Annotated in this window: 34 protein-coding genes and 1 tRNA gene; 24 read left to right on the top strand and 11 right to left on the bottom strand. The window is 44.5% G+C overall.

Features of this window, described 5'->3' with window-relative positions; all coding sequences use genetic code 11:
• Positions 1-279 precede the first annotated feature (279 nt).
• From I2494_RS04605 to I2494_RS04575, 7 genes are all read left to right on the top strand, one after another.
• The gene (locus I2494_RS04605; protein WP_218468134.1) at positions 280-1,833 is read left to right on the top strand and encodes a vWA domain-containing protein; all 1,554 of its coding nucleotides are present in this window, start codon (positions 280-282) and stop codon (positions 1,831-1,833) included.
• 256 nt (positions 1,834-2,089) lie between these two features.
• Positions 2,090-2,305 (top strand): 30S ribosomal protein S21, encoded by a 216-nt coding sequence (gene rpsU / locus I2494_RS04600; protein ID WP_027275017.1) that lies wholly within the window; start codon positions 2,090-2,092, stop codon positions 2,303-2,305.
• Positions 2,306-2,453: 148 nt separating this feature from the next.
• Positions 2,454-4,202 carry a DNA primase gene (gene dnaG / locus I2494_RS04595; protein WP_218468133.1) on the top strand — a complete coding sequence of 583 codons (1,749 nt, stop codon included), beginning with the start codon at positions 2,454-2,456 and terminating at the stop codon, positions 4,200-4,202.
• Between the two features lie 166 nt (positions 4,203-4,368).
• Positions 4,369-6,213 (top strand): RNA polymerase sigma factor RpoD, encoded by a 1,845-nt coding sequence (rpoD, locus tag I2494_RS04590; RefSeq protein ID WP_218468132.1) that lies wholly within the window; start codon positions 4,369-4,371, stop codon positions 6,211-6,213.
• Between the two features lie 90 nt (positions 6,214-6,303).
• Positions 6,304-6,867, top strand: coding sequence for an NADAR family protein (locus I2494_RS04585; protein ID WP_218468131.1), 564 nt, complete (start codon positions 6,304-6,306; stop codon positions 6,865-6,867).
• 104 nt (positions 6,868-6,971) lie between these two features.
• A complete protein-coding gene (locus I2494_RS04580) occupies positions 6,972-8,036 on the top strand; it encodes a hypothetical protein (protein ID WP_218468130.1) in 1,065 nt (354 codons plus the stop codon).
• Complete coding sequence (locus I2494_RS04575) at positions 8,033-9,094, top strand: SEL1-like repeat protein (RefSeq protein WP_218468129.1); 1,062 nt, start codon at positions 8,033-8,035, stop codon at positions 9,092-9,094. Before I2494_RS04580 ends, I2494_RS04575 begins: the two co-directional genes overlap by 4 nt.
• A 40-nt stretch (positions 9,095-9,134) precedes the next feature.
• Here I2494_RS04575 and I2494_RS04570 read toward each other — a convergent pair whose 3' ends face one another.
• A complete protein-coding gene (locus I2494_RS04570) occupies positions 9,135-9,878 on the bottom strand; it encodes a hypothetical protein (protein ID WP_218468128.1) in 744 nt (247 codons plus the stop codon).
• Positions 9,879-10,128: 250 nt separating this feature from the next.
• Between I2494_RS04570 and I2494_RS04565 the strand changes: the two genes are divergently transcribed.
• Positions 10,129-10,204 (top strand) — tRNA-Ile (locus tag I2494_RS04565).
• Between the two features lie 206 nt (positions 10,205-10,410).
• Here the strand turns inward: I2494_RS04565 and I2494_RS04560 are convergent.
• The 6 genes from I2494_RS04560 to I2494_RS04535 form a co-directional block, all read right to left on the bottom strand.
• Complete coding sequence (locus I2494_RS04560) at positions 10,411-10,677, bottom strand: ogr/Delta-like zinc finger family protein (RefSeq protein ID WP_228350838.1); 267 nt, start codon at positions 10,675-10,677, stop codon at positions 10,411-10,413.
• 1,162 nt (positions 10,678-11,839) lie between these two features.
• Positions 11,840-12,385 carry a hypothetical protein gene (locus tag I2494_RS04555; RefSeq protein WP_218468126.1) on the bottom strand — a complete coding sequence of 182 codons (546 nt, stop codon included), beginning with the start codon at positions 12,383-12,385 and terminating at the stop codon, positions 11,840-11,842.
• Positions 12,345-13,016 carry a DUF3102 domain-containing protein gene (locus I2494_RS04550; RefSeq protein WP_218468125.1) on the bottom strand — a complete coding sequence of 224 codons (672 nt, stop codon included), beginning with the start codon at positions 13,014-13,016 and terminating at the stop codon, positions 12,345-12,347. Before I2494_RS04550 ends, I2494_RS04555 begins: the two co-directional genes overlap by 41 nt.
• 2 nt (positions 13,017-13,018) lie before the next feature.
• Positions 13,019-13,282: a hypothetical protein gene (locus I2494_RS04545; protein WP_218468124.1), complete on the bottom strand. Its 264-nt coding sequence runs from the start codon at positions 13,280-13,282 to the stop codon at positions 13,019-13,021.
• A 14-nt stretch (positions 13,283-13,296) separates the two neighbouring features.
• Positions 13,297-13,590 (bottom strand): helix-turn-helix domain-containing protein, encoded by a 294-nt coding sequence (locus I2494_RS04540; protein ID WP_218468123.1) that lies wholly within the window; start codon positions 13,588-13,590, stop codon positions 13,297-13,299.
• Positions 13,591-13,599: 9 nt separating this feature from the next.
• Positions 13,600-13,800, bottom strand: coding sequence for a helix-turn-helix domain-containing protein (locus I2494_RS04535; protein ID WP_130591021.1), 201 nt, complete (start codon positions 13,798-13,800; stop codon positions 13,600-13,602).
• Positions 13,801-13,865: 65 nt separating this feature from the next.
• Here I2494_RS04535 and I2494_RS04530 point away from each other — a divergent pair, with 65 nt between their 5' ends.
• The 16 genes from I2494_RS04530 to I2494_RS04455 all read left to right on the top strand — a co-directional run bounded on the left by I2494_RS04530 (position 13,866) and on the right by I2494_RS04455 (position 22,696).
• The gene (locus I2494_RS04530) at positions 13,866-14,423 is read left to right on the top strand and encodes a helix-turn-helix domain-containing protein (protein ID WP_228350837.1); all 558 of its coding nucleotides are present in this window, start codon (positions 13,866-13,868) and stop codon (positions 14,421-14,423) included.
• 18 nt (positions 14,424-14,441) lie between these two features.
• Positions 14,442-14,810, top strand: coding sequence for a hypothetical protein (locus I2494_RS04525; protein ID WP_218468122.1), 369 nt, complete (start codon positions 14,442-14,444; stop codon positions 14,808-14,810).
• 48 nt (positions 14,811-14,858) lie between these two features.
• Entirely contained in the window at positions 14,859-15,806 is a 948-nt protein-coding gene (locus I2494_RS04520) for an STM4504/CBY_0614 family protein (protein WP_218468121.1), read from the top strand.
• Positions 15,807-15,840: 34 nt separating this feature from the next.
• Positions 15,841-16,308, top strand: coding sequence for a hypothetical protein (locus tag I2494_RS04515; protein WP_218468120.1), 468 nt, complete (start codon positions 15,841-15,843; stop codon positions 16,306-16,308).
• 82 nt (positions 16,309-16,390) lie between these two features.
• Positions 16,391-16,759 carry a putative holin gene (locus tag I2494_RS04510; protein ID WP_218468119.1) on the top strand — a complete coding sequence of 123 codons (369 nt, stop codon included), beginning with the start codon at positions 16,391-16,393 and terminating at the stop codon, positions 16,757-16,759.
• A 2-nt stretch (positions 16,760-16,761) separates the two neighbouring features.
• The gene (locus tag I2494_RS04505; protein ID WP_218468118.1) at positions 16,762-16,929 is read left to right on the top strand and encodes a hypothetical protein; all 168 of its coding nucleotides are present in this window, start codon (positions 16,762-16,764) and stop codon (positions 16,927-16,929) included.
• Positions 16,892-17,275, top strand: a complete 384-nt coding sequence (locus I2494_RS04500) for a hypothetical protein (RefSeq protein WP_218468117.1) — start codon at positions 16,892-16,894, stop codon at positions 17,273-17,275. The genes I2494_RS04505 and I2494_RS04500 overlap by 38 nt, the downstream gene beginning before the upstream one ends.
• Positions 17,272-17,487 (top strand): tail protein X, encoded by a 216-nt coding sequence (locus I2494_RS04495; RefSeq protein WP_218468116.1) that lies wholly within the window; start codon positions 17,272-17,274, stop codon positions 17,485-17,487. Before I2494_RS04500 ends, I2494_RS04495 begins: the two co-directional genes overlap by 4 nt.
• Positions 17,475-18,614 (top strand): phage late control D family protein, encoded by a 1,140-nt coding sequence (locus tag I2494_RS04490; RefSeq protein WP_228350836.1) that lies wholly within the window; start codon positions 17,475-17,477, stop codon positions 18,612-18,614. Before I2494_RS04495 ends, I2494_RS04490 begins: the two co-directional genes overlap by 13 nt.
• Complete coding sequence (locus tag I2494_RS04485; RefSeq protein WP_218468114.1) at positions 18,611-19,168, top strand: phage baseplate assembly protein V; 558 nt, start codon at positions 18,611-18,613, stop codon at positions 19,166-19,168. The genes I2494_RS04490 and I2494_RS04485 overlap by 4 nt, the downstream gene beginning before the upstream one ends.
• Before the next feature lie 54 nt (positions 19,169-19,222).
• Positions 19,223-19,594: a GPW/gp25 family protein gene (locus I2494_RS04480; RefSeq protein WP_130590765.1), complete on the top strand. Its 372-nt coding sequence runs from the start codon at positions 19,223-19,225 to the stop codon at positions 19,592-19,594.
• Complete coding sequence (locus I2494_RS04475) at positions 19,572-20,696, top strand: baseplate assembly protein (protein ID WP_218468113.1); 1,125 nt, start codon at positions 19,572-19,574, stop codon at positions 20,694-20,696. Before I2494_RS04480 ends, I2494_RS04475 begins: the two co-directional genes overlap by 23 nt.
• Positions 20,689-21,276, top strand: coding sequence for a phage tail protein I (locus I2494_RS04470; RefSeq protein ID WP_218468112.1), 588 nt, complete (start codon positions 20,689-20,691; stop codon positions 21,274-21,276). The genes I2494_RS04475 and I2494_RS04470 overlap by 8 nt, the downstream gene beginning before the upstream one ends.
• Positions 21,269-21,658 (top strand): phage tail protein, encoded by a 390-nt coding sequence (locus I2494_RS04465; protein ID WP_218468111.1) that lies wholly within the window; start codon positions 21,269-21,271, stop codon positions 21,656-21,658. Before I2494_RS04470 ends, I2494_RS04465 begins: the two co-directional genes overlap by 8 nt.
• Before the next feature lie 53 nt (positions 21,659-21,711).
• Positions 21,712-22,269 carry a gp53-like domain-containing protein gene (locus tag I2494_RS04460; protein WP_218468110.1) on the top strand — a complete coding sequence of 186 codons (558 nt, stop codon included), beginning with the start codon at positions 21,712-21,714 and terminating at the stop codon, positions 22,267-22,269.
• 1 nt (position 22,270) lies between these two features.
• Positions 22,271-22,696: a tail fiber assembly protein gene (locus I2494_RS04455; protein ID WP_218468109.1), complete on the top strand. Its 426-nt coding sequence runs from the start codon at positions 22,271-22,273 to the stop codon at positions 22,694-22,696.
• Between the two features lie 63 nt (positions 22,697-22,759).
• Here I2494_RS04455 and I2494_RS04450 read toward each other — a convergent pair whose 3' ends face one another.
• The 4 genes from I2494_RS04450 to I2494_RS04435 all read right to left on the bottom strand — a co-directional run bounded on the left by I2494_RS04450 (position 22,760) and on the right by I2494_RS04435 (position 25,391).
• Complete coding sequence (locus I2494_RS04450) at positions 22,760-23,383, bottom strand: DUF3592 domain-containing protein (protein WP_218468108.1); 624 nt, start codon at positions 23,381-23,383, stop codon at positions 22,760-22,762.
• Between the two features lie 43 nt (positions 23,384-23,426).
• Positions 23,427-23,966, bottom strand: coding sequence for a 4Fe-4S binding protein (locus I2494_RS04445; protein ID WP_218468107.1), 540 nt, complete (start codon positions 23,964-23,966; stop codon positions 23,427-23,429).
• Positions 23,966-24,550 carry a Tat proofreading chaperone DmsD gene (dmsD, locus tag I2494_RS04440; protein ID WP_218468106.1) on the bottom strand — a complete coding sequence of 195 codons (585 nt, stop codon included), beginning with the start codon at positions 24,548-24,550 and terminating at the stop codon, positions 23,966-23,968. Before dmsD ends, I2494_RS04445 begins: the two co-directional genes overlap by 1 nt.
• 64 nt (positions 24,551-24,614) lie before the next feature.
• Positions 24,615-25,391, bottom strand: coding sequence for a dimethyl sulfoxide reductase anchor subunit family protein (locus I2494_RS04435; RefSeq protein WP_218468105.1), 777 nt, complete (start codon positions 25,389-25,391; stop codon positions 24,615-24,617).
• Position 25,392 lies beyond the last annotated feature (1 nt).

The raw sequence follows: 25,392 nt of genomic DNA, 5'->3' as shown, positions 1-25,392 counted from the left end.
ACCTGCCAAACAACCTCTGAATTCATGACCTGTGCGCTTGCAACAGCGGTGCAAACACACAATTTGTATTGCGTTAAATAATAACACAGACGATAAGCTGAAAATAAAGAATCACTCACTTCAATAAAAATGCTACTGAATATCACTAATTAGCAGCAGTCACTAACATATTTCGATAAACTAAACGCAAAGTCGCTTGCAGCACCCCGGAAACTCTGGGTATGCTTCGCCTTTCTTTTGTCCATCCAATGAACACCAAACAACTTGATTGAGATAGAAATGACTAAAGCTCAAAGTGTTAAACGTGGAATCCATTCCCTGGCATTGTTGAGTGCACTGGTACTTGCCGGCTGTAGCTCAACCGATCCTAACTTAAATCTTCCTTCGCCAGCAAAAACGGCAGGATCACCAGAGCAGGAAATCAAACAGGCTTATAAAACAAGCACCCAAAATGGCCCTGAAGTATTGATTTCTGCCGCAGACAATAACGGTAGCTACAATAATATGCGCCGTGCTCTGGCACGCTCAAGCTTGCCAGGAAAAGACAGCATTCAGTTGTCTGAGTGGGTAAATTTCTTCCCTTACGATTATCCACAACCACAAGGGCGAATTCCTTTCGCGGCTAACGGTGAAATCGCCATTACGCCATGGAACCCCAATACCCGCTTGCTGCGTGTAGCAATTAAAGCCGGTGATGCTCAAGCCAGTGCTGAACGTCGTGCGGCAAATCTGGTGGTGTTAGTGGGCGGAGAAGGTGCTGACCTGTCGCTTATCAAGACCAGCCTGACTCATCTGGTTAATCAATTAACGCCACAGGATACTCTGACTCTGCTGAGTGCCTCCGGTGATAAAGGCGTTCTGCTGGAACCCACTACCGGCGATAAAAAAGACAAAATGCTGTCTGCAATCTCCAGTTTAAGCAGTGGAAAGACCCTTCAGGACAGCTCTCGTCTGACAGAAGCTTATACGCTGGCAAAAGATCACTATATTGCTGATGGTATCAACCGCGTTATTCTGGTGGGTAACAGCACCTATAATGCAGGCTTCAGCACTGTACAGGATGCCAGTGACTTCTTCGCTAACCATCCTGCAGCACAAATTTCGCTAACGACCTTAGGCTTCACGGCCAGTCAGTTTAGCCCATCGCCACTGGCTGAAGTGGCTTACGTTGGTCACGGTGTTCATCAGTACATCGACAACGTACGCGACAGCGACAAAGTTTGGGATGAGCAATTAAGCGCAACACAAACTCCGGTAGCAAAAGATTTCTCCATGAAAGTCGAGTTTAACCCAACTTATATCAAGGCTTACCGCCTGTTGGGTTATCAGGCCCCATCAGAAGAGAACAGCAATGCAACAAATAGCGGTGTTGTGGTCACTGGTCAAACCATGACTGCGCTGTATGAAATTATTCCGGCGGGCAGCTCAGAAGAGTGGAGCGCTGAACAATATAGTTTCATCGGTACGCCATCCGCTAACAGTTACCTGCGTCAAACCAAAGAGATTGCTATGATGCATCTGCGCTATAAAACGCCAAATGCACAAGGCACCCCTCAGCGTATTGAGCTGCCGGTTCCTGAATCACAAATGAACAATACACTGGATAACAGCAGCAAAGATTTCCGCTTCGCCGCTGCGGTCGCTGCATTTGCTCAGCAGTTAAAAGATAACGGAGCATCAACTGGCGCATTCACGCTGGACGATACTCTGAAGCTGGCAAATGAAGGTCGCGGTGCGGATAAATACGATCTGCGTTCAGAGTTTATTCAGTTGGTTGGCAATGCCCAAAACGAGCTCCCAAAAAGCTCACCGGTGAAAGGCCAGGGCAAATAAGCATTACAGCAGTAAAAATTTGATGGCTGAAAGCCCCGATTATGGGTAGATAAAAATAACCGGGACTTTCAGCGCACTAACGTGATGGTAGCTGTTTATACAATGATGACGGGCTGTTTTCTGCCGACTACCGATGAATGAATCGGTAACAGGACTTTACAAGCAGCACCTATTCGCAGTAGAATTCCGCACCATTTTGAATATGGCTGGCAACAGCGCCAGCAGCAAAACCGATTTCTATTGAGGTGAAAGGCACATGCCGGTAATTAAAGTACGTGAAAACGAGCCATTTGACGTAGCATTACGTCGTTTCAAGCGTTCATGCGAAAAAGCAGGTATCCTTGCTGAAGTTCGTAGCCGTGAATTCTACGAAAAACCAACTACTGAACGTAAACGCGCTAAAGCTTCTGCTGTGAAACGTCACGCGAAGAAATTAGCTCGTGAAAACGCACGCCGCACCCGCCTGTATTAATACCTTCGGTTAACTCCGAGCGCGCGATTAATGCGCAGGTTGGTCGTGTAGCTAAAGCTAGTAATAGCTAACTGCATATAAGTATGCCGTGCTTTCCGGAAGGAATGCGCGGCTTATTCTCATTTATGGATTTACGAATTGAGGCTTAATGGCAGGACGAATCCCACGCGTATTTATCAATGACTTGCTGGCCCGTACGGACATCGTCGATCTTATAGATGCTCGTGTGAAGCTGAAAAAGCAAGGCAAGAATTATCACGCCTGTTGTCCGTTCCATAATGAGAAAACACCCTCTTTCACCGTTAACGGTGAAAAACAGTTTTATCACTGCTTCGGTTGCGGGGCTCATGGTAATGCTATTGATTTCTTAATGAACTTTGACCGTCTGGAGTTCGTTGAAAGCGTTGAAGAACTGGCAACCATGCACAGTCTGGAAATTCCTTACGAATCCGGAACCGGCACCAGCCAGTTAGAGAGACACCAAAGACAAAGTCTGTATCAACTGATGGAGCCGTTAGCTAAGTTCTATCAGGAATCCTTAAACCAACCTCAGTCTCAGGATGCGCGAAACTATCTGGCGCAACGGGGTTTAAGTGACGACATTATTCAGCGTTTTGCCATTGGCTTTGCGCCTTCCGGATGGGATAACGTTCTGAAACGTTTTGGTCGTTCACCGGAGAACCGCGAATCACTTAATGATGCGGGTATGCTGGTGACCAATGACAATGGACGTACCTATGACCGCTTCCGCGAACGGGTCATGTTCCCTATCCGTGACAAGCGTGGTCGGGTTATCGCCTTTGGTGGACGAATTTTAGGTAGCGGAACGCCTAAATATCTTAACTCACCGGAAACAGAGATTTTCCATAAAGGCCGCCAGCTATACGGCCTGTATGAAGCACAGCTTAATCGCAATCAGCTCGATAAGCTGCTGGTCGTTGAAGGCTATATGGATGTGGTGGCGCTGGCGCAGTTTGGCATTGATTATGCCGTCGCTTCGCTGGGTACCTCCACAACGGCAGAACATATTCAGTTAATGTTCCGCTCTACAGATAACGTTATTTGCTGTTATGACGGCGATAATGCTGGTCGTGAGGCCGCATGGCGTGCATTAGAAACCGCCCTGCCTTACCTGACCGATGGACGTCAGTTACGCTTTATGTTTTTACCCGACGGCGAAGATCCGGATACGCTGGTAAGAAAAGAGGGAAAAGAGGCTTTTCAGCAACGTTTAGAACAAGCCCAACCTCTTTCGATGTTTTTATTTGATACACTTATGCCGCAGGTCGACCTGAGTTCACCGGATGGCCGTGCTAAACTTAGTACGTTAGCGTTGCCGCTTATCAGCAAGGTGCCGGGCGAAACACTGCGTTTGTATCTACGCCAGCAACTCGGTCAAAAACTGGGCATTCTGGATGACAGTCAGCTGGATAAGCTGATGCCGAAACAAATTGAAACTGAACAAAGCTATCAGGCACCCCAGCTAAAACGCACAACTATGCGTATACTGATAGGTCTGTTGATTCAGCGCCCTTATCTGGCAACACTGGTTCCGTCAGTCCAGGGGTTAGAACAGACCAATCTGGCGGGAGTACCGCTGTTTATTGAACTGGTTAAAACCTGTCTGGCTCAGCCGGGGTTAACTACCGGACAACTTTTAGAGCTGTATCGCGGAAATAATTACAGTCAACAACTTGAAACTTTAGCAACATGGAACCACATGATTGTAGAGGACATGGTTGAAGAAACATTTCTTGATACGTTAGCGAAACTGTATGACTCAGTATTAGAGCAACGTCAGGAAGAACTGATTGCCCGTGACAGAACCCACGGTTTGAATGCCGAAGAGCGTAAAGAATTATGGTCTTTGAATATGGCTCTGGCAAAAAAAGATTAGTTTGACAGATTTAACAGAATTAACGGCTTAAGTGCCGCTCATTGCAGGTAAGAAATCCTGCGCATAGCTGTTTATAAAGGCGACAGCTGATAAACATAGCCCGACTACCTTATGATTACCGGCTTAGCCGATAAAATTTAATACTCTGAAGTGTGGATACCGTCTTATGGAGCAAAACCCGCAGTCACAGCTTAAACTTCTTGTTACCCTAGGCAAGGAGCAAGGCTACCTGACCTACGCTCAGGTCAATGACCATCTGCCTGAAGATATCATCGATTCAGATCAAATCGAAGATATCATCCAGATGATCAATGATATGGGTATTCAGGTAATGGAAATAGCACCTGATGCCGATGATCTAATGCTCGCAGAAAACACCGCAGACACCGATGAAGATGCAGCAGAAGCCGCAGCACAAGTGCTCTCCAGCGTTGAATCCGAAATCGGTCGTACAACAGATCCGGTGCGCATGTATATGCGTGAAATGGGTACCGTTGAACTGTTAACCCGCGAAGGCGAGATCGACATTGCAAAACGCATAGAAGAAGGTATCAATCAGGTTCAGTGTTCTGTTGCTGAATACCCTGAAGCGATCACCTATCTGCTGGAACAATACGACCGCGTTGAAACTGGCGAAACCCGACTGTCTGACATTATCACCGCATTCATCGATCCTAATGCGGATGACACCATCGGCCCTGCTGCAACACATGTAGGCTCGGAATTATCCAGCGAAGAGCAGGATGATGACGACGATGATGATGAAGACTCTGATGATTCCGATGCAGATGAAGATATCGGTATCGATCCTGAACTTGCCCGTGAGAAGTTTAACGACCTGCGCCTGCAATATGAAGCAACACGCAAAGCCCTTAAAGAGTTTGGCCGCAGCAACGCACAGGCAATTGAAGAGATCGTAAAACTGTCTGAAGTATTCAAACAGTTCCGTCTGGTACCAAAACAGTTTGATTATCTGGTCAATAACATGCGCCAGATGATGGATCGCGTCCGTACTCAGGAACGTTTGATCCTTAAACTGTGTGTTGAACAGAGTAAAATGCCGAAGAAAAACTTCGTTACCCTGTTCGCCAGCAATGAAACCTCAATGGACTGGTTTAACAGCGCTCTGGCGATGGGTAAACCATGGTCTGAAAAACTGAAAGATGTCAGCGAAGAAGTTGAGCGTTGCATCCAGAAGTTACAGTTAATTGAAGACGAAACCGGCTTAACCATTGAGCAGGTTAAAGATATCAACCGTCGTATGTCTATCGGTGAAGCGAAAGCCCGCCGTGCGAAGAAAGAGATGGTTGAAGCAAACTTACGTCTGGTTATCTCTATCGCTAAAAAGTATACCAACCGTGGCTTGCAGTTCCTGGATCTGATTCAGGAAGGTAACATCGGTCTGATGAAAGCGGTAGATAAGTTTGAATATCGTCGTGGTTATAAGTTCTCAACTTACGCCACCTGGTGGATCCGTCAGGCTATCACCCGCTCAATCGCCGATCAGGCGCGCACCATCCGTATTCCGGTGCATATGATTGAAACGATTAACAAGCTTAACCGTATCTCTCGCCAGATGCTGCAAGAAATGGGTCGTGAGCCACTGCCGGAAGAGCTGGCAGAACGCATGCTGATGCCAGAAGACAAGATCCGTAAAGTGCTGAAGATCGCCAAAGAGCCAATCTCAATGGAAACGCCAATTGGCGACGATGAAGATTCGCATTTAGGTGATTTTATCGAGGATACCACCCTCGAGCTGCCGCTGGACTCTGCTACTTCTGAAAGCCTGCGTTCCGCAACCCACGACGTACTTGCCGGTCTGACCGCTCGTGAAGCGAAAGTACTGCGCATGCGTTTTGGTATTGATATGAATACTGACCACACGTTAGAAGAAGTGGGTAAACAGTTCGACGTTACCCGTGAACGTATTCGTCAGATTGAAGCGAAAGCATTACGTAAATTACGTCACCCAAGCCGCTCAGAAGTACTGCGCAGCTTCCTGGATGATTAATCTTTGCGTTGATCAATAGTAAACAAGAAAACCCCAGTCCTCTGGGGTTTTCTTGTTTTCAGCTGAGTCTTTATTTTAAGGGAGGAATTTATGCAACAGGGACATTATTCTCTTCAGGCGCTACAGGATGCGGTGAAGTCAGGCTCTCGGTTTAAGTATCTCTATTTCTGGGGACATCAACCTTCAGCTAATGGTGTTATTACCGCCTCCTGCTTTAGCCAGTGGTGGCCCTCCCCTTTTGTGGTTGACGGCGTCACTTATGCAACCGCAGAGCACTGGATGATGGTGAGTAAAGCTCAGTTATTTGGCGATGAGCAGATTATCCCGCAGATTTTAAGCGCCAGAACGCCCGCACAGGCCAAAAGTCTGGGCAGACAGGTAAAGGGCTTCGATCAACAGATATGGCAATCACGTTGCTTTGAGCTGGTTTGTGAAGGCAACTTGCATAAATTCAGTCAACACCCAGACCTGGGTGAGTTTCTGCTAAATACCAAACAGCGGGTTCTGGTTGAAGCCAGCCCGGTAGATAAGATTTGGGGTATTGGCCTGGCACAGGATGATCCACGTGCGGCAAATCCATTATTGTGGGATGGACAGAATTTGTTGGGGTTTGCATTGATGGAAGTGCGGGAGAATCTATCCAGCCATCAATAGTGACAGACTTATCATTGTTGATGCTAAAAAACAGAGTGTGTTTAATAAATAACTGGTTTCTATTATCCTCCTTAAAATGGATTGATCTCTATTAAGGAAGAGCATTGAGAACATATACACTCTGTTTATTATTGGCATTAAGCACAGGTTCAATCACTGTTCATGCCATTGATATTAATAAAAGCCTTCCCCGGGTTAATTTTTTAACCGTATCTGAACCCAACTGTGTCGACCCGGAAAGTCATCTTCCCGCATTAATTAGCGATCCTCGCGCCGACATTTATTATCGTGCCGCTAAAAAAATTGCCGGACAGCAGGACGGTAATTATTTTACGCATATGTTCACCCTGGGGAAAAAAGCTGCTGATTTAGGTCACTGGCGTGCCAAGCTATTTATGGCCGAGCTGTATATGACAACGTCCTACAATCGGCTAAATCCCAAGCAGGCGAGGATTTATCTGGATGAACTGATGGAACAGGACATTCCTGGGGCATTTTATCTTATGAGCCAATACCGCCAACGAGGCGGTGATGATTTTGATAATGCTCCCAGCCCGGCGTCTGCCTATCTTTATGAATCCGCACGCCGGGGCGACCCCAGAGGAATGGTCGATGTCGCCAACATATTCAGAAATGTGAAACGTTACCAAAGCGCAGAAAAGCTTATTCAATGTGGAATTAAATATGGCCATGGGATAGCAGCTCAGGACAGATCAATGTCAATCAGTATCAATTCGGGCATGAATAAAGAGAGTTGGAAAGAGGCTTTTCGCTATAACTACCTGAGTGCAGTAGCGGGTGATAGTGATGGTTTACATGGTTTCTCATCGCTCGACCGTCACTACCAAATTCTTTTTGGAGAGAGTTTTGCCGCGCCAAATAAAGAATACGCCAAACGTTCAGATAAACTTTGGATTATGACTCGACCGGGATTCCACCATGATGATCCTGACCGTAAACGCAGAGGCCTGCCTTTCCGTGTGAAAGGTAATACCAGTTATAAACTACCCAATTTAGATAAAGTACTTCCTTTCCCCCCACCAGCAAAGCTCCCAGCCTGGAACGGTGATTTTTCAGTTCTGCTTTCGGCTGAAGATGCCAAAGAATATCGAACCGACTACCACTATGATCGTTTAGTGAAAGAAATACTGATTGATGGCCTACTATGATGAAAAATATTGCTAAGATAATACCGCTATTTTTATTGGTTAATACCGCGTTCGCTGCGCCTCAATTCGATATTCAACGAACTTATCCGGCGGTTGATGTGGTAAACCAACCGCCTTCAGTCTGCACCACCGAAGTACCATTACCCACGGTAAGAGAAGCAGAAAAATACTACCAAATTGCTCATAAACTATGGGGAGAAAAGGAGACTGGTCTCTATCCTCACATGTATGCTTTGGGCACCAAAGCCGCGAAAATGGGTGATTGGCGAGCCAAATTACTGATGGCTGAACTGCATCTTATCAAACCTGTTAAAAAACATGGCGTTATTGAATACACCGAATATAATCCAAAACAATCCCGCACTTATATTAACGAACTGATGCAGCAGCAAGTTGCGGCCTCTTTCTATTATATGGCTCTTTGGCGTAACAGAGCGCTGGAGGAATATACTACTTCACCCAGTCCGGCCTCCGCCTATATGTATCAGTCAGTGCAAATGGGCAACTCCTCTGCCTTGATGTATATGGCTAATTTACGATTAACCAATAAAAACGCCACACAAGCGCAGCAGTACATTGCCTGTGCCGCTCAAAATGGATCGGGTCGGGCACTTAACTTGCTGGCTCTGGCTCAAAATATAAAGGCAAAGAGTCAGACTGATTGGGATCAAGCCTTTTTATATTTACATCGTTCAGCACAAGCGGGTTACTACGCATCCTTTAGTGAATTTGTACAGTTTAACGATGATTATAAGCAGGCAATGGGCAAAGATTACCTCTCACCGGCGTTCTTAAAACGGGTGGCTCAATTTCGGCAGGCAATAGATCCGATACGTTTCTATTCGGATCCTTATCGCAAGAGTATGGGGCGTAATCCGGAAAAGAAAGCAAGTTTGTTATGGCAATTCACCAATTTAAATCGTGTATTACCATTACCGCCAACCCGCTTACCAGCCTGGAATGGCGATATTAGTTTAGCGTTATCAGACAGTGATGCTGAGTACTATCGTGAGGACTACACCATCCCGCGTTTAGAACAGATACTAAATCAGAAATGATACAGATGAAATGTTGGGGGAATCGATTCCCCCAACATTATTATTTACGCCGTGTTTTACGTACCGGATCTAACGTAAATTTCCCATATGCGAATTGAATGATATAAGTTGAATTTTTATTTAATTTGTAGGGAATATTGCCATTCTTATCACTTACACCACGGGCAACCTGACGACCATCTTCAAATAAAATATAGGCTTCATTCGCTAATGGGCCACCGGTTCCATCCGGATTATATGTCAACGGTAAGCTACGATCGTAGGGTGATTTTTTCGCAAGTTCTTTAGCTTTTTTAGCCGCCGATTTATCTTCTCTTGCTTTCTTTTCAGCAGCGGACTTGCTCCGCGCGTCAGCAGTTTCTGCACATGCCGTATCGTACAATTTGATAAAGGAGGGGTAATCGGAATAATCTTTAAACGGCTTTTGTCCTGAATCGGTAAAAATACGCTTACCATGAATATCATAATCATAGCGTTGTTCTTGTACGAAGCCCTTAGGTCGATAGACACAATCAACAATATGGCGAGTGATTGAACCGCAGGTCAAATCAGTACAATCTAATACCTCTTCTTTAAGCCATACCTGAGCCCAGTCCGGTGGATAAAGTGGATGCCGGGGTGCAATGATGTAGTCCATACGAATAGAATATTTCCCATTCACATTGGTGGTGAGGTATTTCCACTGACTGTCTTTAGGTATGGAAAGCGCATCATTAGCAATACTGGCAGTGCAACTTAAGCTAATGATTGAATAGAATAATATACGACCTATTTTAGATATCATTATCACATCGTCCTGTTCATGCTCTGATTAATCAGATGGCGTCTGACACACCTGACGGTGTGCTATTTCTCCCTAAGTACACAGACCATGCCTAATTCTGTTCAGACTGTCAAATACCGCTAATCTATTTGATATCGAATACAGACTTCCTATTACAAGCGCTATGCCCTACAACTGTGCATAAAACCAACGTTCACACCACGTAACTATGGACTAAACAATAATGTTTACCGTATAATCGCCGCCACTTGGCCCCTTAGCTCAGTGGTTAGAGCAGGCGACTCATAATCGCTTGGTCCCCCGTTCAAACCGGGGAGGGGCCACCAAATTTATCAAGGAGTTACGTTAATAGCGTAACTCCTTTAGTTTTTTAGGATACCTAAAGGATTCTGTCATCAAGGAATATCAGAGAACTTAAGTGAGTTAATATAATGGAGGGTAATAAATATCTTCTGGAGTCATTCACCAGATACTATGGTACGGCATTAGATAATATGTAAAAACTACCTTAGTAATTGTCGTTATAAAATTACTACCTATTTTGATTGAGTAACATCTCCGCTACTTCCCTACGTTTTTCTGGAGGAATACAATCAAAAGCCCGGATCACTTCGGCAGGCAATGTAAGTGCACTTGGTCGTGTATGGTGAGAATAGGTTAAGTCATAGACAAGACGTGAACCACAATCATCATTCTGGCAATGGTAGTAAACCGTTGCTACCTGCGCAGTAATACGGTGCGTTTTTGCCATTATGAGTCTTCCTGCACAATCAGGGCATATTCCAATATGTTTACTCATTTTGTCGTTTTCCCGTTCGTTATTGTTCTGTTAAGTCAGTATATCGCCCTGTAATGTAAAAACCATTTATTAATGACTTTTGATTGAGGTTAAGGCAGCTCCCAAAGGACTATAAAAAAGTCGCCAGCCAAGAATAAGATCAGTGGCGTTCTTGTTGTGAATTATTTCAGTTTTCAGTTTCAGGTCGATAGCGCTACAGGCCCCGTCAATATTGGTTTTTCTATTTTTAAAGCATTCCTTTTTTAGGCACACTCAATAACTTTTTTTCACGTAAAATTTAAAAAATCATTATATATTAATTGGTTATACATCTCCTCAATTCCTGAATGATTCACAAAAACTGAAATTAACTGAAAAACGTTTTATTGATTTCAGTTTGCTTATTTGTACCGGAACCCAATACCGGCGCGTTCTGGCCTGTCGGTTTGCAATATTTTAAAACTGAAAATAAATTACGACACAAAGCGTGCAGGCGGGTGCGGTGTAGTGCGGATTACGTGACGAAAGGATTACTTTACGCGTAATCCTAGCCATGCAAACGCGCCGCCATCATGATGGGCTAACAGGAGTGATACGGGGAATAGCGAAAATAAGACCGGCGCTCAGGCCGTCTGGTGATGGATTTTAAGCATAGTCATATATGTCTGTAGTGCCAGAAGGCCATACCGATGTTGGCCAACGTGGTCAGATATAGCTATGTGGCACCACTTTGCTGAAGGATAGATATTTATGACCATATTCATTTTGCGATAAGCGGTTCATATCGGCTTTTTACTGTTCTGGTTCTTATTGCTGTAATTTGAATTACGCCGCTATGAATACAGACAGGGATAAGTATCGTATGTTAACTATCTTATTGATTAACAAAAATAACGGTGTAATTGTCAAATAAAGAGACTTCTTTTATAAATATCTTTATATGTTTTTTAGGGGTAACTGAGGTAACAGGGGTTACATCTTTGAAATATGAAGTGAAATTACGTTACCCTTTAATATAACTTCGGGGTTACAAGGGTAACAATAAAATGTAATTCTTTGATTTTAATCACGTTACCCATGTTACCCCGTCAATGTATAACGGGGTAACAAAATAATATTATATAAAACAATCATGTTACCCCTGTTACCTCTGTTACCCTATAAATATAGTATACGTGAGGCTTTATCCAATAACGGTACTATTGAAGACATACACTTTTTTAACCCCTATTTCTGGCAGGCGTATGGCCTTCTGGTTTTTCGGGCTGCCGGTGTCGGTATCCAGCCACCCTTCATCACGGCATAACTTTGCCGCTTTGATCATGTCCGATGTACCGCAAATCTCCTTCCAGCCACTGGATAACACATAGAAGGTGGTCACGGCTTCCGTGGCATTACTTCCCCGGACAACCCGACGATAACCCACCATATTAGCCGGGCGGTTCTTTTCATCATCCCAGTCGGCAAAACGGGTGTATTGGTTCGCCGTCATAAAGCGCCGTACTTTATCCAGTGCATCCGCCTCTTCCTGATTGGCTGCGTGTCCCCGGTCTTTTAACCACGCGGCCAGACACGTTTTAGCCGCATTATAAGCGTCCCCAGTTCGCCAACCGGTAATACCCGCATCCGTTGCCATTTCTCCGGCGACGGCCAAGAGCGCAAAACGGTCAACAATACGCCCGACTTGTTTACCGGAGTCCTCCGGTAAGAGTGCACGCTCGTATTTCAAACTGAGTTTCAATGATGTTATTAGCGTTCTCAACGCCGCCTTTGGCCCGTGCGTTACCGGCTTCATGCTCTAAATAGGTCACTTCAAGGTGATCGAGCAAATTTTTAATGGCGCTTGCGGTGTTCGCTGAGCCTTTATCCCAATAGATGACCTTTGGCACGCCATGAAACAAGCGACTAGCAACAGTTCCTCCATCTGCTAATTCAGCCAATATTTCATCGTCTTCCGTCATTAATTCAAAAAGTTTAGTTTTGCCTAAGTGCGAAAGCGCTTGCGCGTTAGACTGCAATTTGGGAGAGAGGTATTTAATTGCCGCTTGCATCATTAACTGTGCAGTACGTGGCACCAAATTAAGACGACTTTTAAGAATATGATGAAATTCCCCTTGAGGTTCATTTTCTTTAATTAATATCAATCTCTTACCAAACTCCAACATAGATTCGGCACTTTGTGCTGCAAAAAAACGGGCTTCATTTACCACTCGCTCACGTTCATAAGGCAACCCATTATCGAACTGAATAGAAAGCACCGAACTATGCATAGATACAACATTTTGATTTTCTATTATTTGCTGTTCAGGTAATTGAACTAATTCAATAGGTTCATTTTTTGGGTTAGGTGTTCTGGCCATGATTAACGTACCTCTCCTTTACTTGATTTGACTGGCCAGCCTTGCTGGACTAACAGAGCTGCACCTTTGATTAAAATGTCAAAGGAACGAGCCTCATGTTCACTCACACCAGTTACTTTAGATAAAGTGGCAAAATCACCTAATCCTCCCTTTTGAAGAATAGAAGTAGCTGCAATAAGGTGATCAATCATGCCCATTTCAATTAATGCTTGAAGCGCGCCGATTTGCCGCATTAACTCATCGTAATTTTCTTGTTTAAAGTTCATATATTTCACCTTGTTCATTTGGAAAAAATCCGTTGATGAGTCTCAGTAATACGATCCTGTATATTGTTAATATGCTGAACATGAGCCTGTGCTATTCGTAGCATTTCGATACTGTGAGCAAATAGACCATTATCAAGTTTGATGACTAGGCCTTCCTCAATCAGCACACTCAAGGCCCGGCTCACATTAGATGGAGAATCATCAATACCTTCTGCTATTGCACTGTTTGAAATGCCTGTCAGGGTGTAACCCTTAACGGCTTTTAATACCTTCAGAATGCGAGAACCTGATGTTGAAGTTGTTTTCATAACGGAACCCTATTCCTCAACTGGCATACCTAGTTTCTTGGCTATTTCCCGTCCCTTACCGAAATAACCCCGACGAACGCCCCGAACAACATCGGAAACATCTCGATATAAAAAACCATTTACCTCAGCGAATGCCTTTAAAGTTAATCCCTGAGATTTAAGTCGGTTTTTTACCTCATCTGAAATCTGTTTTTGTGTTCTCACATACATGTTTCTTCACCTCCGTCTATTTAATCGGTGTTAAATGCTGTTACACTGAATATGTGATTTCCATTATGGTGCTGTTTTCTGCACCTGTCAATGTTAATAGTGAAGAATACATCATGATAAGTGATAGGTTAAAAAATGAACGCGAGCGTTTAAGACTCACCCAGCCAGAGTTTGCTGAGGCATCAGGCGTATCTAAGCGAACTGTTATTGAGTGGGAAAAAGGAAATACCTCACCGAACGCAGTGCAGTTATCATCACTATCTGGCGTAGGTGTCGATGTTCAATATGTTCTTACTGGCGAAAAGAGCACTTTTAAAAAGCTTATGGATAAATTTGAAGAAGAAGATGACGGCGATGAGAGTCGAGATGAGGAGCTGTTTACCATGAATACCCCTGCAACATACCGCCTCAACAAGGATGAATGGGAGCTGATACAGCGTTTCCGATGCGCTGACCTAAAAACTAAGATGGAAGTTATGCAATTGCTGTTAAGTGTGGATATGGCAGATAAAACCACTGATGATTACAAGCCAGAATCCAATGAAAATAGAGGCTCAGGCATTACTGTTTCTGGTAGTGGCAACCGAGTAGCGGGAAGAAACTATAACGAACGGAAGAAATAGCGCTTAGGGAGGTAATTGATGTCTGGTTTTAATATTTATGGGGATAATAATCGGGCGGCTGGGCGTGATTACCATGAACATGCGGCACCTGATGTTTGCCCACGCTGTGAAGACCGTCTTCTTAGTGCTGGCCGGGTATGGTGTCGACATTGTGAAGATGAGCACAATCAAATAAAGAGAGAAAGGCTGATAAGAAAAATAACAAGAAACAGAATATTAGGCCGGTTCAGAATTGCTCTCTTTGCTCTGGTAATCAGTGTGCTCTTTCTTGCTTACTCAGATAAGGATTTAAGTGGGTATCCAAGTGTGGCATTTTTGATTTCCTTAGTGGCTTGTTGTGTTTTTAGTAATGCATTAAAAAATTACCCGCCAGATGATGATAAATAAGTAACAATATTATGGAATTATGGATTATTTTGTAAAAGGTGAATTCTCATGGCTGTGTCCAATTTATTTTCTAAAAGACAAAAAGTACTTAGAGGCGAAGTTCCTGACGTCTATCAATATGATACCCTTTCCCTAAAGTTGAGAAATCAAATAATTTTTATTATTCAAGGCGCTCTTGGGAAAAAAACTACCGAATATAATATGGGAATAACTACTACGTCCTTTACTGGAAGAATTTATGAAAATATTAGGAATACTCTAATTAGGGAATATGGTGAAACTTCTTTAGCAGGTGAAGCCAATGCAATGATAGATATCTTTACTCGTCTCAAACGTGAGCCTGATATCGAATTATGTTTAGATATTGTAGAAATCGCCTTTGGCATTATCGATAGTGTTATGAGAGAGGTTTTCCCAAACTCTAAGCAAAGGCTCGGACTGACTCAAAGCCCAGATGATGCAATAACAGAGTTAAATCAACGTTTAAAAGCTGATGGTGTAGGTTATGAGTTCGTTTCTGGTGAAATTATTCGCATTGATTCTCAATTTATTCATAGTGAAGTAGTTAAGCCCGCACTTGTGTTACTACAAGGAGATCCTTGTTTTGAAGGTACTAAATCTGAGTTTTTCTCGGCTCATAGCCATTACCGTCATGGGAAGTACAAAGAAACTTTAGTCGATTGTTTGAAATCATTTGAAAGCTGCATGAAAGCTATTTGTGAAAAACATAAATGGGAATTTAAGCCAGGGGACACAGCCAAGAAATTGATTGAAACCTGCTTAGTTAAAAACTTAATTCCTGTATATATGCAGGAACAGTTTACACAACTGAGGTGTTTGCTTGAAAGTGGTGTACCCACTATCCGAAATAAAGAAGGTGGCCATGGACAAGGTACCGAAGTAAAAGAAGTACCTCAAAGATTGGCAAGTTACGTCCTGCACTTAACAGCCGCCAATATTGTTTTCCTTGCTGAATGTGAGAAAGGACTACCGTAATACATATTTTACTAATTATCTGGGAAACTTAAATATGTCAGACAACGCAATTTTACAAGCTTTATTCAACCAACAGCGCCTTCAGATATTAGAACTAGGGACTGTTCACGATAAATTTAGTGATGATTACTTATTTGCTTGGGAAATTGGGGTTTACCCTTATTTTCAAGATACTGATGGTACTGTTTTTCAAGCTCCCCATGAAGTTTACAAGTCAAATTTTGTTGTTTCTCCTGAGCAAGTTAAAGATGTTTTTTATTATCTCTGTGAACGTTGGAATGCACAGGAAACACCAACATTTTATCAACTTGAGAAGTATTACGGCGGTAAGTTCGGCGGCGTTTATGGTCGTCCTTCACTCATATTTATATGTCGTTATGCCTATTTACACGGTTGTTTTGATAAAACCTTTTGGAACACATTATTAAAATCAGGCCAACACCCTAGTGAAGCATCATCAATTACTAGCCCATATGACAGAGACGATATTCTGTTTAACTAAAAAGCTTTAATCTCGGCTAAAATACCAAAACCCCAGCACCGCCTACTATGGCGGTGTTTTCAATTCAATTGGGGTTTAAATCATGTCGTTATTCAAAAATGTCCGCCAACATCGTCTACTGACTTGGGTATTAGCCGCCGTCGTCCTGCTAGGCATTATCGCCGTTCTGTCACCACAACAGCTACCCGTCACACTGTATAAGCTATCGTTGGTCTGTCTGGCTGCGGTGATCGGGTATCACTTAGATCGGGCACTATTTCCGTATGCCAGCCCCGGCAGCTACCTAGTCGATAACTGGAAAGCTATCAGTGCTCACCCGATTAACGGCGTAGATAAACTTGAACCTGAATACCCGGTAATTAGTGGTTATCAGCGTATCTTCGCCGCTGTTCTGTTACGCCGGGCGATTGTCGTCATGGCCGTTATTCTTGGCGTAACACTGGGGCTGTAATCATGAGAGCCGTTATCTTACTTATCTTACTGATAACGGCCTGTCATCCGGTGCTGGCTTCAACAATACCGGCTGATGCGGCCCGTTATAAGCGCGACCTTATCCGTGTTTCCCATGCTGAATGGGGACTGGATGCACCGGTATGCCAAGACCGCCATGAATGTGATTAATGCCGGTATCGATGCCTATCACGAGATTAAAGAAAATCCACTATCAGTGCTAGGCGCGCTCTCCGAACTGTCATCAATTACCGGTGGCGCTATCGGGCCACTGGAACAGCTATCAGGTTTAGCGGATGTGTTTAGGGATGGCCAAGAGCTTGTGGATGCCGGTAAACAGGCATTGGATGATGTACGCCAGGCTGTAGATTATCTGAAAGATGACAGTTTATCGATTTGGGATCGTCTCGATAGTGCGGCAGATAGCATGGGTAATGCCTCAAGTTCATTGGAGAACGCCAGTTCCAACGCGCTGGCGCTGAGTGTCGGCGTGGCCACCCGGAGACTATTATCATGACCCAGCAATACCGGTTTCATATCACGACTGAGGGTGAACGTTGGGATCAGCTCGCCTGGCGTTATTATGGTGATGCTTATCTTTATCCTCAAATCATCGCCGCTAATCGTCATGTGGCCATTACGCCAACATTTAAAGCAGGGATAACGCTTGCGATCCCTCTGATAGAAAGCAAACCGTCTTCAGTAGGAATGCCCCCATGGAAGTCATAAAGAATAACGTGCCGGTGTCTGATTTTCGGCTTTTATATGAAAAGAAAGACATCAGCAGTGAACTGGCTGCTTACCTGATATCGATTACTTATACCGATTTTCTCAGTGGCCAGGCTGATGAGTTGTCTATTGCGTTAGAAAATATTGACGGCCGTTGGTATGGTGAATGGTATCCAGGTCAGGGTGATGAGCTTACCTTTGAGCTGGGGTGGTTGGGAGAGGAACGCCGCCAGATTGGCGTTTTCGAGATTAACGATATCGATTTTCAGTTCTCACCCAGCACGGTGACCATTACCGCCCAAGCGGTAGGTATCAAGAATTCAGTCAGAACGAAAACTGCCCGTGCCTATGAAAAAATGACGCTGGATAAAATCGCTAAACAAATAGCAGATCGTCAGGGTCTAACCTTAGTTGGCGCTATTGAACCTATTGCTTTAGACCGGTTGACGCAGCAAGAGTCTGATATTGAGTTTCTTAAAAAACTGGCTGATGAATATGACTATGCTTTCAAAATTGAAGGCAGCAAGCTAATTTTTCATGCCATTTCTGAGCTTTTACGTCTTCCTCCAGTGGCCACCTTCAAGTTAACGGATATTTCCGGTGGTCATATTCGTGACCAGATTAAACAGGTACCCAAAGCGGTGGAAGTTAAGCCACACGATCCCGCCAAGAATAAGACCATCACTTATGATGTTAAGAACGGTGAAATGACGGCGAAAGACTCTAGCGTTAGCAAGTCAACAACCAGCGCCGACACCATCAAAACCTCAACCCGTTCGACTTCTCCTGAAGTGGCCACGGCTAAGGCTCAGGCAGAACTGGCAAAAGCTAACCGGGAGCGTACTGGCGGCAATATTGATTTAATGGGTAATCCTAATTATCTCAGTGGTAATTCAATCCGGCTTGAAGCCGGTGGTGAACTGAATGGTGACTACCTTATCCAATCTGCACAGCACCAATTAGACCGTTCCGGGGGATGGAATACCGCCCTGGATATCTGCCGCATCCGAGAGGCCGATATTGTCACTGTCAAAGCGGATAAATCTAAGTCTCCATCATCTGCATCCACACCTAAAAAGAAAGTCGTTATCTATGATGTGAAGAATGGACAAATGGGGAAAAAATGAATCTTGAATATGGTACCGTCTCTGCGTGGAACGCTAAAACCTGTCGTATCCGGGTTGACCTTCATGAAAATGGGCTGACCTCTTATTGGTTACAAGTCCCACAAGGGTACTCCAAAAAATCAAAGCGCCGTTGTCCTGTCGAACTGGGTACGCCGGTTGCGATCCTCCTTAAAGACGATGGTGTAGGTGGTATATTACTTGGCGCTGTTTATTCTGAGGCGGAACCGCCACCTATCGAGGATGATGATACTGATTATATGGAATATAAGGATGGTACAAAGTTTTCCTATTCCCCCTCAGAGCATAAGCTGGATCTCAATATCTCAGAAGGCACGGTGAATATAACCGCTCCGGCAGGCGTAACGATTAACGCCGCTACCGGTGTCACAATCAATGCCGCATCAGGTGTAGCCATTAATGCAGGAGCTGGCGGTACAACGGTTATTGGTGTTGTTAATGTGATGGGTGATGTTATCGCCGATGGTATCTCATTAAAGAACCATACTCATCCAGGCATTCAAACAGGTTCATCATCAACGGGCCAGCCGCAATAAGTCTTTTTAACCTTCATTAAAATCAGTATTTTCCCATCCAGCTATCATAGCCGTATGAAAATACTGAACTCCATCACATCAGCGCATTGGCAACCAGAACTGGGAATTCCCGGTTCTGTCGTTGAAGGCTTGTCGGATTTAAACCAGGCGATTCGGGTCATTCTGTTAACACCTAAAGGGAGTGACCCACATCGACCTGAGTTTGGTTCTGATATCAATAAATACATCGACTGGCCAGCCAATCTCATCACGCCTTACCTTGTCCGTGAGTCAGTGGAGGCTATAAAGCGCTGGGAGCCGAGAGTAACAGTTATTCAGGTTATTGTTGATATAGACAGTTCCAAGGTCACCTTACGCGTTAAATGGAAAGTGGCAGACGGTATAGAAGAAAGTGAGGTTGCTTATGAGCGAACTAGCACCACCTGAGTTTGTCAGCATTGACCCCAAAGCTATTGAGCTGGATTTGATTGCCCGCTATGAAGAGATATCAGGTAAAAAATTGTACCCGGCTCAGATTGAGCATCTGTTTATTAATCTGCTGGCTTATGCCAAAACCCGTACATTAGCCCGAATTCAGCATACCGGGGAACAAATGTTACCCCGCTTTAGTGAAGCACCTATCATTGACTATCTGGCCGAGTTGGTTGGTGTTATCCGCCTACCAGCCCAACCGGCGCGTTGTACGTTATGCTGGCAACTAGATGCAGTATTAAGCAAGGACATCTTCATTCCTATGTTTACTGTCGTCGGTAATGAAGATGGCAGCGTTTCCTTCAGTACGGATCTGGATGTTGTTATTCCAGCTGGCTCATTGTCGGTGGATGTTAGCGCAACCTGCCAGGTTGTTGGCCAACAGGGTAATGGATATCTCCCCGGCAAAATCAACAAATCAGAACGTCTTCTGGATGCCGGTTTATTGGTCAGTAATACCAGTACTACCACTGGCGGTGATGATGAGGAAACAACACCGGCATTACGTGAGCGGATGATGTTGGCACCTGAAGGTTATACCAGCGCCGGGAGTTATGGTGCTTATAAGTTTCACGCCTTATCCGTTCACCAATCCATTATTGATGTGGTCGTTCTTGGACCTGATTTGGATAACCGTATACCGCCAGGGCAAGTTTGGATATACCCATTAACCAAAGATGGGCTTCCAACAGTGGAGCTCATTCAGCTTATTGAAACCAAGCTCAGTTCCGAGAAAAAACGACCTATCAATGACCGTGTTTTAGTCAAAGTGCCTGAGATAGTTGAATACGATATTAACGCTGAATTGACGTTGTACCGCTCCGCTGATGTCACTACAACAATCAGCCTTGCTGAAAAAACGATAACAGCATGGGAAGCGGCAAGAGCGCTGAGACTGGGGGTTGATATCGTTCCTCATCAGGTAAGCAAAACGCTCTCTGTTTCTGGCGTATATGACATCACCCTGAATAGCCCAGCCAAACGTATTGTTAAACCTTACGAATGGGCAGTTTGTACTGACATTCAGGTTCATCCAGTGGGTATCAGCGATGAATAGCAGCCATATATCGCCGCCATTAGCCGGTGATGTTCGTTTTGCTGCACTCAGTCAGATGGCTGAAGAGATATTTGATGAACTGGAGCTGGAAGTTGTTCTGGTTTACTTGATTGACCTCGTTAACTCTGCCGTTTTCCCTTTTTTAGCCGAACAATTCAGCTTATTGGGTGATGGATGGGAATTAGTTGAATCTGACGATGCAAAACGCGACCTGATTAAAGGTGCTATAGAGCTTCACCGCTATAAAGGTACCCCTTGGGCCGTTCGTGAGGTCATAAGGCGGTTTGGATTCGGTGAAGTTGAGCTAATAGAAAACATCTATGACTGGTCGTTGGACGGTTCCGTTCTGCTCGATGGCTCTCATGTGCTGGGGGACGGTTCTGCATGGGCCAGATACCGGATAATCCTAAAAGAGGCCATTACCAACGATCAGGCAGACAACTTACGCAAAGCGATTATCGCGTTTGCGCCTGCCCGGAGCTACTTAGAAAGTCTCGACTACCAGGAGGCGGCATTCCGTCTTGATGGTACCAAATACCTTGATGGCCAATATAACTTAGGGAGCATATCCAATGGCTGATTTACCAGAACAAGAAGCATGGGAAGGCGTTAGACAGTTAGAAACATCTGACCGAGCATTAGGTGGACCCGGTGGCGTTATGAATGTGCCGTTGCGTAATCTGACTAACCGGACTGCATATTTAAAAAAGGTGCTAGAGGGTAAAACTGGCGCGGCCTCACTGACAACGGCGGGTATTGTTAAGCTAAGCTCAGCAACGAACAGTGAATCAAGTACTGATGCAGCTACTGCCAGTGCCGTAAAGAAGGCTTATGATTTAGCTGAGAGTAAATTGAGTAGTATTCCTTTTGCGACAGCAAGTGAGGTACTTGACGGGGAAGTACAGAGAAAGTTGTTAACCCCAAAACTCTACAAAGCAAAGGTAATTTTTATAGTAATGTAAGTCTATTAACTACTAGTAAGATAACCACAGCACAACTTGGAGCTCGTTTTTGGGTGGACTATAGCTCACCATCAGCCTACACATTACCTGATATAAGTAATATCGTGGGTTGTGGTCAAACAATAACTATCTGGAATGTGAAAGATACCAATATCACCATTTCCGTTGGAAACTCATCCAACAGTATATCCATCCCTATGTCAACAGTAACAACTCTCACGTTAAAACCTACTGAGAGCGCGACCTTCATTGTTGAACAAGCTAAAGTGTGGCACGCAACCGGTGATGCGGTGTTTAAGCACTCAATTATGTTTGGCGCAAACCTTGCTCAAAATGGCTGGAAGCGAGAGCCATCAGGGTTGCTTACTCAATGGGGTTCTGCAATCGGGAATAATGGGTTATCTAATGTGACGTTTCCAATTGCGTTTTCTAATCGTCCATTCACAATAATTTTCGGTTTTCGAGAGGGAGCTTATCCGTCATATGCACAATCTATAGTATTGGATGATACAGCAACAACAAATATAGGCTTTCGATGTAGAACAATGATGGCAACTAATCCCCCCACGAATTCAGCAAGCGCTTATTTCTGGCGCGCAGAAGGTATCTAATATGTATAACTTTAGTGCAAAAAATAATGCATTTTACCCTGATTCTGAGCGTTCTACTTATGAGTCTCACGGCGTGTGGCCCGATGACTGTATCCCGGTTCCTGACTCTATTTATGACGAATTTGCAGCCGCCGAACCACCAACTGGTAAAGTACGTACTGCTAGTGCTGATGGATTGCCATACTGGGATGATATTCCAGAGGCAACAAAAGAGGAGCTTATCGCTGCTGCTGATGCCGAAAAATCCACCTATTTGGCATTAGCAAATGAGAGAATAGCACCATTGGTTGATGCGGTTGAATTTGATATGGCTACGATTGAAGAAATAGAGCGACTTAAGGCATGGAAAAAGTACCGGATATTATTGATTAGAGTTGATGTAAATACCGTACCTAATATTGAATGGCCAATACAACCGGATGCATAATACTGAAATTCAGTTGCGCCATTGGAAAATGAAAGCGCGTCGATTTATCACAGTAAACATCTGTCATTTATCGCGCGCGGCTTCAATATAGACCATTATCTCCTGTTGCTCAATATAAGGGCGTGGGTCGAAGTAAATATTTTCGCTGGTAAAAATATAGAGTTCATTAGCCAGCGTATTACGCCACTGGCACACAATCCTGAACGGTGAGCGGCCATTGATTTCAATTGAACGATTTAATTCAACGTCAGTAATCAATGCCTTAATTGGTCTGCCCTGATGTAATAATCGGATTTTCTTTTTCCCCCGGGAGCGAATAACTAATGCAGGGATAATGCCAATCAAAGTAAAAACCAGACCCATTATTCCCAAAATAATCGGAACCAAATATTGGGAAAAAAAGCCGCCGAGCTCTGCTTGCTGAGGTGCGTCAGGTCGATACACCACGTCAATATCATTACCCAACTGTTCCTTATAGCTACTGGAGCCAAAAGAAGATTCAAAGGTCACCCGCTCTCCTTCTTCAGTGACAAACCGAACCACAGGATGCGTACCATTTAACGCAATAATAGTCCCTGTGGTTTTGGTCCCATTACCTTCGAGGCTATAAGCAGAATAACCGACATATCCGGCTAAAGAGAGCAACAACAAACCTGTAAGAGTAAAAATCCAAATGAATATCTTCACAATCTCTCTTCCCTAAAACCGGTTATCGAATAATCAACGACCGTTATATTACCACCATTTCCAGTGCATTTACCGGACAAACAAATACACATTCGCCACAGCCATCGCACCGTTCAGTTTTAATAACCGGTGCCCGCCCGCTTTGCCACTGAATAGCGTTTTTATCACAGCGCCCGGAACAGCTATCGCAATACATATAGCTGTTTTGACAAGCATGATTTAACTCAGATCGAGCATTAATATTGAATAAACCGCTTTGCAAGGCACCGGTACCGCAGGCCTGAACACAACGTTCGCAGCGGGTACAATAATTGGAAATAAAATCGAGCTCAGGCAGAGATGCGTTCAGTACGATCAAAAACTCAGGGCAGGCGGAAGCGCAATCTCCACAACCGGTACAAGTCTGTTGAAAAATTGCCTCATCAACAGCTCCCGGCGGACGAATCACTTCGGCTTTTTGATGATGACTCACCACCGATAAATCAGGGATAGTCTGAGCACCTTTAAGCAAACCACGCAGCAACCCCCGTCGGCTAACGGTTCGATGCTCCATATAAGCTTTATAAAAGCGCTCATCTTTCATCAGAGATAAAGTTCCTTTGCTTCAACCGGCACATTAAGCTGCTGTTGAAGGGTTTGCAGATAGAGCCTGGCTATCTCTGCCAATTGTGGATAAAAGTCTTGCTCAGTATCACTGGCCTGTACCAATGTCAGATAACGTTCTGCCCAAGGCAACAAATGTTCGCTCAGCAACTGTTGCGCTGCCGCCGGTTTATCTGATTCCAGTAAATAAGCAAAGGCCATTAACATCAAGCCAAACTGATCTTCCGGTTCCGGGTTATCGGTATTGGTCACCATTCCCTGCTGAGCAAGGAACTGACGATAATTGAGGGTGGAATCTCCCATCAACAGATTTTCACGCTCCAGATAGACTGAGCCCCAGGGAGGTGCGGGCATTACCCCTATTCCTTCAAACAACATGGAATAATCATGCATCAAGGTTTCTGCATCAAACTCAGTCAGGCGCTCAGTTTGTTGACGAACCGACTCTGGCTGCGGCCAGGGAAATAGTGTTACCAAATCGGGTAATACTGCGATCAACGCCGTTTGAGGCGGATAATAAAAGCAGGCTCCGATAATTCGGGGAATAGTGGTATTCATTAGCATAACAGCAGGGCCTTTTTGAGTGTTTCACAACAGGCTGACCGGCTCTCCGGTCAGCCTGAAATGGTTACATGGCTATTGACCACAAATTGTAAAATGCAACGCGGGAAGCCAGTTCTCCAACTACCACACCAGCAGAACCAAGAGCCAGAACAGAACCCAAGCCCTTATGTTTAATCAACACCACTACCGCAACCAGCACCGCCAGAGCCAGACAGAAGGTCTGAATACCCCAAAACAGCGTCTGTTGGGAAGAGAGTGCGGGTTCAACCTGATTAACAAAGCTCAAATAACCCGGTTTAGCCACCAGACTGACAATTGCACCAATCAATAACGCAATGGCACCAACCTTACGAACCCCGGCTAAAACAGCACAGGCTCCGCCGCCAACCAATACGGTAAGCCACATTTGCTGTGCGGTGTAGCCCGTATTCCAACTGCCTACGGTTTGCAGTTGATACACTTTGGTAATTGACCAGACAAAAGCCAACCCAAGCAGAATGGTTGCCACATTGAGTACGCTGGCGATCCCGACGTTTTTCTTGATGTAGCTAAAGAACAGAGTACCGCAAGCCAAAGCAAAGAAAGCGCCACATAGCGCGATTTCATTACTCATTGGTGAGCGACCTATTCCGGCCATCACGTTAAACATGCGGAAAATCTGCCCCAGGTGGAAAATACTGCAGATCAGGCCAATCGCCATCAACACCAGTGCCAACAGGTTGGCTCGTCTGAGCTGTTCCCAGTCGCTTAATTTGAGCTGATAGCTGACAAAGGCCAACAAAAACAGCCCTACGGCGCTTTGTCCAAGTACGGTAAAAAATACCAGTGGTAACTCATGCATC

It is taken from the genome of Limnobaculum allomyrinae, assembly GCF_016649425.1.
In the GTDB taxonomy this organism is placed as follows: Bacteria; Pseudomonadota; Gammaproteobacteria; order Enterobacterales; family Enterobacteriaceae; genus Limnobaculum; species Limnobaculum allomyrinae.
This window is presented reverse-complemented; position numbering and strand designations above follow the sequence as displayed.

What these genes read in the sequence shown, in the direction of transcription:
- I2494_RS04605 (WP_218468134.1), top strand. Translation starts at nt 280, where the DNA reads ATGACTAAAGCTCAAAGTGTTAAACGTGGAATCCATTCCCTGGCATTG.
- rpsU (WP_027275017.1), top strand. Translation starts at nt 2,090, where the DNA reads ATGCCGGTAATTAAAGTACGTGAAAACGAGCCATTTGACGTAGCATTA.
- dnaG (WP_218468133.1), top strand. Translation starts at nt 2,454, where the DNA reads ATGGCAGGACGAATCCCACGCGTATTTATCAATGACTTGCTGGCCCGT.
- rpoD (WP_218468132.1), top strand. Translation starts at nt 4,369, where the DNA reads ATGGAGCAAAACCCGCAGTCACAGCTTAAACTTCTTGTTACCCTAGGC.
- I2494_RS04585 (WP_218468131.1), top strand. Translation starts at nt 6,304, where the DNA reads ATGCAACAGGGACATTATTCTCTTCAGGCGCTACAGGATGCGGTGAAG.
- I2494_RS04575 (WP_218468129.1), top strand. Translation starts at nt 8,033, where the DNA reads ATGATGAAAAATATTGCTAAGATAATACCGCTATTTTTATTGGTTAAT.
- I2494_RS04570 (WP_218468128.1), bottom strand. Translation starts at nt 9,878, where the DNA reads ATGATATCTAAAATAGGTCGTATATTATTCTATTCAATCATTAGCTTA.
- I2494_RS04560 (WP_228350838.1), bottom strand. Translation starts at nt 10,677, where the DNA reads ATGAGTAAACATATTGGAATATGCCCTGATTGTGCAGGAAGACTCATA.
- I2494_RS04550 (WP_218468125.1), bottom strand. Translation starts at nt 13,016, where the DNA reads ATGGCCAGAACACCTAACCCAAAAAATGAACCTATTGAATTAGTTCAA.
- I2494_RS04545 (WP_218468124.1), bottom strand. Translation starts at nt 13,282, where the DNA reads ATGAACTTTAAACAAGAAAATTACGATGAGTTAATGCGGCAAATCGGC.
- I2494_RS04540 (WP_218468123.1), bottom strand. Translation starts at nt 13,590, where the DNA reads ATGAAAACAACTTCAACATCAGGTTCTCGCATTCTGAAGGTATTAAAA.
- I2494_RS04535 (WP_130591021.1), bottom strand. Translation starts at nt 13,800, where the DNA reads ATGTATGTGAGAACACAAAAACAGATTTCAGATGAGGTAAAAAACCGA.
- I2494_RS04530 (WP_228350837.1), top strand. Translation starts at nt 13,866, where the DNA reads ATGGTGCTGTTTTCTGCACCTGTCAATGTTAATAGTGAAGAATACATC.
- I2494_RS04525 (WP_218468122.1), top strand. Translation starts at nt 14,442, where the DNA reads ATGTCTGGTTTTAATATTTATGGGGATAATAATCGGGCGGCTGGGCGT.
- I2494_RS04520 (WP_218468121.1), top strand. Translation starts at nt 14,859, where the DNA reads ATGGCTGTGTCCAATTTATTTTCTAAAAGACAAAAAGTACTTAGAGGC.
- I2494_RS04515 (WP_218468120.1), top strand. Translation starts at nt 15,841, where the DNA reads ATGTCAGACAACGCAATTTTACAAGCTTTATTCAACCAACAGCGCCTT.
- I2494_RS04510 (WP_218468119.1), top strand. Translation starts at nt 16,391, where the DNA reads ATGTCGTTATTCAAAAATGTCCGCCAACATCGTCTACTGACTTGGGTA.
- I2494_RS04505 (WP_218468118.1), top strand. Translation starts at nt 16,762, where the DNA reads ATGAGAGCCGTTATCTTACTTATCTTACTGATAACGGCCTGTCATCCG.
- I2494_RS04500 (WP_218468117.1), top strand. Translation starts at nt 16,892, where the DNA reads ATGCACCGGTATGCCAAGACCGCCATGAATGTGATTAATGCCGGTATC.
- I2494_RS04495 (WP_218468116.1), top strand. Translation starts at nt 17,272, where the DNA reads ATGACCCAGCAATACCGGTTTCATATCACGACTGAGGGTGAACGTTGG.
- I2494_RS04490 (WP_228350836.1), top strand. Translation starts at nt 17,475, where the DNA reads ATGGAAGTCATAAAGAATAACGTGCCGGTGTCTGATTTTCGGCTTTTA.
- I2494_RS04485 (WP_218468114.1), top strand. Translation starts at nt 18,611, where the DNA reads ATGAATCTTGAATATGGTACCGTCTCTGCGTGGAACGCTAAAACCTGT.
- I2494_RS04480 (WP_130590765.1), top strand. Translation starts at nt 19,223, where the DNA reads ATGAAAATACTGAACTCCATCACATCAGCGCATTGGCAACCAGAACTG.
- I2494_RS04475 (WP_218468113.1), top strand. Translation starts at nt 19,572, where the DNA reads ATGAGCGAACTAGCACCACCTGAGTTTGTCAGCATTGACCCCAAAGCT.
- I2494_RS04470 (WP_218468112.1), top strand. Translation starts at nt 20,689, where the DNA reads ATGAATAGCAGCCATATATCGCCGCCATTAGCCGGTGATGTTCGTTTT.
- I2494_RS04465 (WP_218468111.1), top strand. Translation starts at nt 21,269, where the DNA reads ATGGCTGATTTACCAGAACAAGAAGCATGGGAAGGCGTTAGACAGTTA.
- I2494_RS04455 (WP_218468109.1), top strand. Translation starts at nt 22,271, where the DNA reads ATGTATAACTTTAGTGCAAAAAATAATGCATTTTACCCTGATTCTGAG.
- I2494_RS04445 (WP_218468107.1), bottom strand. Translation starts at nt 23,966, where the DNA reads ATGAAAGATGAGCGCTTTTATAAAGCTTATATGGAGCATCGAACCGTT.
- dmsD (WP_218468106.1), bottom strand. Translation starts at nt 24,550, where the DNA reads ATGCTAATGAATACCACTATTCCCCGAATTATCGGAGCCTGCTTTTAT.
- I2494_RS04435 (WP_218468105.1), bottom strand. Translation starts at nt 25,391, where the DNA reads ATGCATGAGTTACCACTGGTATTTTTTACCGTACTTGGACAAAGCGCC.